Raw genomic sequence first — 5,521 nt, 5'->3', positions numbered from 1 at the left:
TGCCCCGCGTGGATCTTGAAAGGGCTGAATTCAGCCACGCCACCGGCGAGGTGCGCGAAGGCATCGAGGCCAAAGGCCGCCACGGCGAAAGCAAGCTGGGCACCTTCGGCATCGTCGTCTCCGACGGTCGGGGCAATGAACACGAATACCTGACCCGCTTCTACAAGTGGGAAGTACGCAGCAAGTCGCAGCGCCCCCAGGGGGGTTCGGGAGGCGGCGAAGCCGCGTCCCCTTGGACTCGTGTCACTAACTGTACGCAGGGGCCAGATATCCAGCCCCGCGAGCCCTCCCCAGAAGAGCAAAGCGCCCAGCGCGAACGTCTCGAAGAGTGGAAGCGCTCAGAAATTTACCGGGCCGAAGCGGAAGACGCCTTCCGCGAGGGCCAGGAAGCCATAGAAGCGGCGCGAAAACTCTTCGCGCCGGTACCCAAATACGCCCAAAGCGAGGAAGAAGAGTTCTTCCCGCCCGAACTTTGTTAACCGAAGGAACCACGATGGCCGATAACGCCGACCGCGCCGCGGTCACCATCCAACAAAGCCTGGAAGCCGTGCTGGCACGCCGCGCCGCGCTCGCCACCCAGGCCACCAACAGCGAGTGCGACGACTGCGGCTACCCAATCCCAGCCGCCCGCCGCCAAGCCGCGCCCTGGGCCACTACCTGTATCGAGTGCCAGGGCATTCGTGAACTAAGGGGGCGGCATGTTCGCTGATATTCGTAGGTTGCTAATGCTATTCCTTTGGATCTTCGGGGTAGTCGTTGCAAAGGGGTTCTGGTCTACGTTCTTTGCGATAACGCTATTCCCCTATGCCTGGTATTTGGCAGTGGAACATCTATTGAGATTTTGGGGGGTGATATGAGCCAAGCCCTTGATGAACAAACAACACAGCCACAACCCAAAGGCGGCACGGTGGCAAGGCAAGCCGCCATGCTTTGCCAGGATCGCGCCTTCCAGCTCTACCTGGATCGCCGCCGCCGGGCCAAGTTTGGCATTGAGCCCAGCGCCTTGCCCGACGGCACCCACAACGAACAGGACGCCCGGGACTGGTTATGCGCCGCCTGCAAAATCAACAGTCGCGCCGAGCTAGACAGCAACCCAGCCGCGCGCCAAACGTTTCGCATCATTCGCAACCGCTTCAACCGCTGGCGGGCGAAAGAAAAAGGAGAAAAGAGCCAATGAGCATTACCGATCAACGTGATATCGATAAAGAACTCGCCGATGCTTTAGCGCGCGCAAAGGCAGGGGTAGACCTGGCGATGATCGAGCTGCCTGATATCGTGGTTTTCCCGCGGCTGATTCCAGCAATGCCCGCAACGGCAAGAAAAGCGCGCAGCACCGGTATCCTATTAGGTAGACCTGGGCCACGATTCGTTAAGCGTGGCCACCATGTGCGCTATCGCTTATCCGACGTATACGCCTGGCTGGAGTCTAGTGAGAGCTATTCAAGCACTGCTGAAGCATCCATGGCCTCCATCGCCTCATAACTACTCGCCTATGACCTCTTTCCCCTGCCCGATCTGAGCAAACAGCTGTACCGCATTCCGCTTATGATCGGGCTGGAGGTGGGCGTAGTATTTGATCGTCGTCTGAATATCCGAGTGGGCCATCAGCTTGCTCACCGTAAGAAGATCCACTCCCGCCATCACCAGCTGACTCGCAAAGTTATGGCGCAGCGTATAAAGCACCATTCCCTCGTTTAACCCTGCCAACTGACGCACCCGCTTCCACGGTTTCCGCATTGCATCTTTGCCCAGCCGCTTGCCGGTAACGGGTGATGAAAAAACATAGCCGCTGCTGGGCTTTCCTTGCTGTTCCCACCATGTTTGCAGCACTTCCATGGCGGGATCTGAAAGCGGGAAAGTTTGCGGCTCGGGGGATTGGTGCGCAGTTTTTTCGATGATCTTGCGAATGCTCTTAAACTCAAAATTCACGTGTGGCCAACGAAGTCCAAATAAATCACCTGGTCGAAATCCGGTGTAATACATGAGCAACAGCCACGGCGCGGCATGATCGACATAGGCCACCCCATCCAGATCGGGCAAATACCGCTTGCCATGAGCGCGACTGCTTCGCCGTTGCGCCCGCTTCTCCTCTTGGTAGGCGTTCAAGCCAGCAAAAAAGGCTTCACGCTCGCTATCCTCAAGGTAACGGCGGCCCTCATCCGCTTCCAACTGGTCGTCCGTAAGCGCTGGCTTCTGCAGCTTGATGTCTTTTAGCGGATTTTGAGTAATGACGCCGCGCTTGGCCGCGTGGTTAAGCAGTGTTTGCAGTGCTCCATAGGAGCGTTTCAAGGTTTGGTAAGCATGGGGCTTTACCGGTGGGTCTGCATCCGGGGCTCCCGCTTCCTTTTGGGTTTGCCAACGCTCAACATCGGCCAGACCCAGGGTGTCCATAGGCTTATCAAGCCACTCGGTAAAGCTATTCTCGATACGCCTTAAGGTGGAATCGCCATCCTTGCGGCGCTTCTGGTGGTCGGCATAATCAGCCTGCAGGTAAGATCTAAGCGTTTGTTGCTGCTGATGTTGCGCTTCTGCTTTCGTCTCTTCAATCACCGCACGGGGGTCGCCGCCTTGGGCAATAACGGCCAGCGCATCCTTTGCTGATTCACGCGCTTGAGTAGCGGTATAGAACCCGAATTTGCCAATCGTGAGCACGCGCCGCTTATTCAGCGTGTTGTAATAAGAGAGCCGGATCGACAAGCCTCGCTTGCCAGCACGAACGTGGTACCCTCCAAGATCCGAATCCCAAACCTCATCACCTTCCGCCAGCTCTTTGGCCAGCCGTTCCATTAATCGCGCTGTCAGCTTCGCTGTAGTCTTACCCATAAAACTAGGTTCCAAATAGGTTCTAAGCGGAGGATAAAAGAGGGTAAGTGCGTCGACAAGCAGAAAAGAAGACCAGGACATAAGTGATTGATTTAAAATAACTCTAGTTACCCACATAGTTCTGGGGATATATCGAGTTATCTTATCCACAAGCCTTCGGGAGGCAGAGGTCGTAGGTTCGAATCCTGCTATTCCGACCAAAAATTCTATGAAAAACGGCCACTTAGCTAATACAGCAGGTGGCCGTTTTTTGTTGATAGCGGTTCTAGGTAGCAAAATAAAAACATTGGAGAGGAGGTGGCTAATGACAAAGTCATCGCAAAAGCTGACCCGCTTTACCTACTCCCTACGCCAACACCCTGCCGGTGGCCAATACGCTCAGTTTGATATGCTTATCAACTCTCAGGATCACTTGCGACTTTCAATATTTAGTCCATGGTTCTTTTCTAAATAATCCAAAATGTCGTTAAGTGCTTTCATGGCATCAACCGGCCGACAGTGAACGCATCGCCAGCCGTGTGCTCAACCGCCTAACGCCACCCAATCGCTAGGTTGCATTTCTTGTAGGTGGTACTACAATTCAGTATCATTTAAATATGAAACGAAAACATGCCAAGACGCTGGCCGCTATCTTTAGCCGCCCCACTCCCGGCACCATTGCCTGGGGTGATATCGAAGCACTATTCATGGCGCTGGGTGCAGAGATTCAGGAACGGGAAGGTTCGCGGATTGCCGTTGTATTGTTTGATGAAGTGCGTGTTTTTCATCGTCCACACCCGTCACCGGATACCGATAAGGGCGCAGTGGCCAGCATACGCAAATGGTTGGAAGAACACGGAGAGACCCCATGAATAACATTATGATCATTGACGGCTATCGTGCCGTTATCCAGTACGACCCGGACATTGAAATGTTCCGGGGCGAATTCACTGGGCTGAACGGCGGGGCCGACTTCTACGCCGACAGCGTTGCCAAGCTACGCGACGAAGGCAAAATCTCGCTGGGTATTTTTTTGGATGAATGCGAGCAACGCGGCATCAAACCCACCAAGACCTACTCTGGCAAGTTCCAGGTGCGCCTACCGGAAGACCTACACAAACACGCCGTCGACGCCGCCACCGCCAAAGGACAAAGCCTTAATCAGTTTGTAGCCACCGCTATCGAGCACGAACTATCTGCGTGACCGTATCAGCCGCGACGATGGCATCCAAGGCCAACACATCATCGGTTTTGCCCCAAGGGGCGTTAATCAACGCATAACACCGCAACATTGACAGCCCAACGCCCTCTGCCATGACTGTGGGCGTTACTTGTGCTCTCCACCACGCACAACGCCAACCGCTACCCAGCCTCGCGTAGCGCTTTCACCATTGGCTGCATGACACGATCTGTGTCCAATATCCCTTGCGATGTACACGGAAAGTGTCAAACTACAGTCATGTACAACAGAGTAAAACACTCCAAAAGACATCAATCCTGATCGCATCACAGACTCGATTGATTGAGCTTTTGTCAGCACCTAGCGCCACGCTGGGGGGTAAGCAATGACCGCATTCACCAACATCGGGCTTTACAGTCCCAAGCAAGCAGAGCGCCTGATTGGCGTAGAAGCGGATAAGATTCGCCGCTGGCTCATGCCTGCGCGGTCGAAAAAGGGGCCTCTTTGGGTACCCGAACCCCAAGCTTTAGGCGCAGAAGACACGCTCAGCTTTAAAGACTTGCTTGAGCTTCGTGCCGTGGCTAAATTCCGTAGCCACAATGTGAGCTTATCGGTTATCCGTGAGGCACTACATGAACTAAACGAGCTGCTACAGCGGGATTACCCACTCATCAATCCCCAGCTGTGTACCGATGGCCAAAAGGTATTCCTGAAGGCACTGGAAGAAAGTGGCGAAACAGCAGTGATTGACCTGGTAAAGCGCCAAAACGCATTCGAAGATGTGATAGTGCCGTCACTCAGGGCAGGCATTGAATTCGATGCAAAGGGAGAACCTGTGCGCTGGCATCCAGACCTAGAAGATCCCAGCATAGTGGTCGACCCTCGCTTTGCTTTCGGTAAGCCGATCGTTCTGCCCAGCCACATGCCCACCGCCACACTGGCCCAAGCGGCAGAGGTAGAAGGCAGCACAGCAGCTGCAGCCCGTGCGTATGATGTGACGCCAGAAGAAGTAGAACGCGCCGTAAAATTCGAAGAAAGGATTTTATCGGGTGCACTTCTTCATTGACGAAAATCTCAGCCCCCACATCGCCAACGCGCTTAACCACCTAGCCAAACTCTGTAGTGAAAGCCACACCGTCATGCATGCCCGTGACGTCAACGGCGGCCCCGGAATGCCGGATGAACTATGGCTAGAACAGCTTAAGCAGTCTGATAAAACCTGGGTTATCTTTTCCAAGGATCGCTTTCAAAAAGGTAATCCTGAAAGGTTGGCCTTCGAGAATTGCGGGATCACCACGATTAACCTGGGTAACGACTGGAAAAAGAAGAACGTATGGGAAACTGCGTTGCGATTGATTGAATGGTGGCCCATCATATCAAAAGAAGTGTTAGCGCCCCCAGGCCCCATGCACGTAAGCGAGCCACTAAACCCATCTAGTCAGATTTCGCTTAGACCGGTAATGTCTCTTTCCACTGCCAGGGCAACAGCGTGTTGAGTTCATCATCGTCTAGGGTGGGCAATGTGGCGAAGACGTACTG

At 54.2% G+C, this 5,521-nt stretch carries 10 protein-coding genes; 9 read left to right on the top strand and 1 reads right to left on the bottom strand.

Annotation, left to right across the window (positions count from 1 at the left end):
- The 4 genes from QT231_RS24110 to QT231_RS24095 all read left to right on the top strand — a co-directional run.
- The coding region (locus QT231_RS24110; protein WP_308339309.1) for a hypothetical protein at window positions 1-479 on the top strand (479 nt) is incomplete at its 5' end.
- A gap of 14 nt (window positions 480-493) precedes the next feature.
- Complete coding sequence (locus QT231_RS24105; protein WP_308339308.1) at window positions 494-709, top strand: TraR/DksA C4-type zinc finger protein; 216 nt, start codon at window positions 494-496, stop codon at window positions 707-709.
- 144 nt (window positions 710-853) lie between these two features.
- Window positions 854-1,177 carry a hypothetical protein gene (locus QT231_RS24100; protein WP_308339307.1) on the top strand — a complete coding sequence of 108 codons (324 nt, stop codon included), beginning with the start codon at window positions 854-856 and terminating at the stop codon, window positions 1,175-1,177.
- A complete protein-coding gene (locus QT231_RS24095) occupies window positions 1,174-1,482 on the top strand; it encodes a hypothetical protein (protein WP_308339306.1) in 309 nt (102 codons plus the stop codon). The genes QT231_RS24100 and QT231_RS24095 overlap by 4 nt, the downstream gene beginning before the upstream one ends.
- Here the strand turns inward: QT231_RS24095 and QT231_RS24090 are convergent, their stop codons facing one another.
- Complete coding sequence (locus QT231_RS24090) at window positions 1,483-2,823, bottom strand: site-specific integrase (RefSeq protein WP_308339305.1); 1,341 nt, start codon at window positions 2,821-2,823, stop codon at window positions 1,483-1,485. It lies immediately after the preceding gene.
- A 304-nt stretch (window positions 2,824-3,127) separates the two neighbouring features.
- On the opposite strand from QT231_RS24090, the gene QT231_RS24085 reads away from it, so the two are divergent.
- From QT231_RS24085 to QT231_RS24065, 5 genes are all read left to right on the top strand, one after another.
- Complete coding sequence (locus QT231_RS24085; RefSeq protein ID WP_308339304.1) at window positions 3,128-3,277, top strand: hypothetical protein; 150 nt, start codon at window positions 3,128-3,130, stop codon at window positions 3,275-3,277.
- Window positions 3,278-3,419: 142 nt separating this feature from the next.
- Window positions 3,420-3,674, top strand: a complete 255-nt coding sequence (locus tag QT231_RS24080; protein ID WP_308339303.1) for a type II toxin-antitoxin system HicA family toxin — start codon at window positions 3,420-3,422, stop codon at window positions 3,672-3,674.
- Window positions 3,671-4,006 (top strand): type II toxin-antitoxin system HicB family antitoxin, encoded by a 336-nt coding sequence (locus tag QT231_RS24075; protein ID WP_308339302.1) that lies wholly within the window; start codon window positions 3,671-3,673, stop codon window positions 4,004-4,006. The genes QT231_RS24080 and QT231_RS24075 overlap by 4 nt, the downstream gene beginning before the upstream one ends.
- A gap of 361 nt (window positions 4,007-4,367) precedes the next feature.
- Window positions 4,368-5,048 (top strand): MerR family transcriptional regulator, encoded by a 681-nt coding sequence (locus tag QT231_RS24070; protein WP_308339301.1) that lies wholly within the window; start codon window positions 4,368-4,370, stop codon window positions 5,046-5,048.
- Window positions 5,032-5,478, top strand: coding sequence for a hypothetical protein (locus QT231_RS24065; protein ID WP_308339300.1), 447 nt, complete (start codon window positions 5,032-5,034; stop codon window positions 5,476-5,478). The genes QT231_RS24070 and QT231_RS24065 overlap by 17 nt, the downstream gene beginning before the upstream one ends.
- The last annotated feature ends 43 nt before the right edge of the window (window positions 5,479-5,521 follow it).

The organism is Halomonas sp. SpR1 (assembly GCF_031010175.1).
Taxonomy (GTDB): domain Bacteria; phylum Pseudomonadota; class Gammaproteobacteria; order Pseudomonadales; family Halomonadaceae; genus Vreelandella.
This window is presented reverse-complemented; position numbering and strand designations above follow the sequence as displayed.

Coding starts and splice junctions, on each gene's coding strand:
- QT231_RS24105 (WP_308339308.1), top strand. CDS start 494: ATGGCCGATAACGCCGACCGCGCCGCGGTCACCATCCAACAAAGCCTG.
- QT231_RS24100 (WP_308339307.1), top strand. CDS start 854: ATGAGCCAAGCCCTTGATGAACAAACAACACAGCCACAACCCAAAGGC.
- QT231_RS24075 (WP_308339302.1), top strand. CDS start 3,671: ATGAATAACATTATGATCATTGACGGCTATCGTGCCGTTATCCAGTAC.
- QT231_RS24095 (WP_308339306.1), top strand. CDS start 1,174: ATGAGCATTACCGATCAACGTGATATCGATAAAGAACTCGCCGATGCT.
- QT231_RS24070 (WP_308339301.1), top strand. CDS start 4,368: ATGACCGCATTCACCAACATCGGGCTTTACAGTCCCAAGCAAGCAGAG.
- QT231_RS24085 (WP_308339304.1), top strand. CDS start 3,128: ATGACAAAGTCATCGCAAAAGCTGACCCGCTTTACCTACTCCCTACGC.
- QT231_RS24090 (WP_308339305.1), bottom strand. CDS start 2,823: ATGGGTAAGACTACAGCGAAGCTGACAGCGCGATTAATGGAACGGCTG.
- QT231_RS24080 (WP_308339303.1), top strand. CDS start 3,420: ATGAAACGAAAACATGCCAAGACGCTGGCCGCTATCTTTAGCCGCCCC.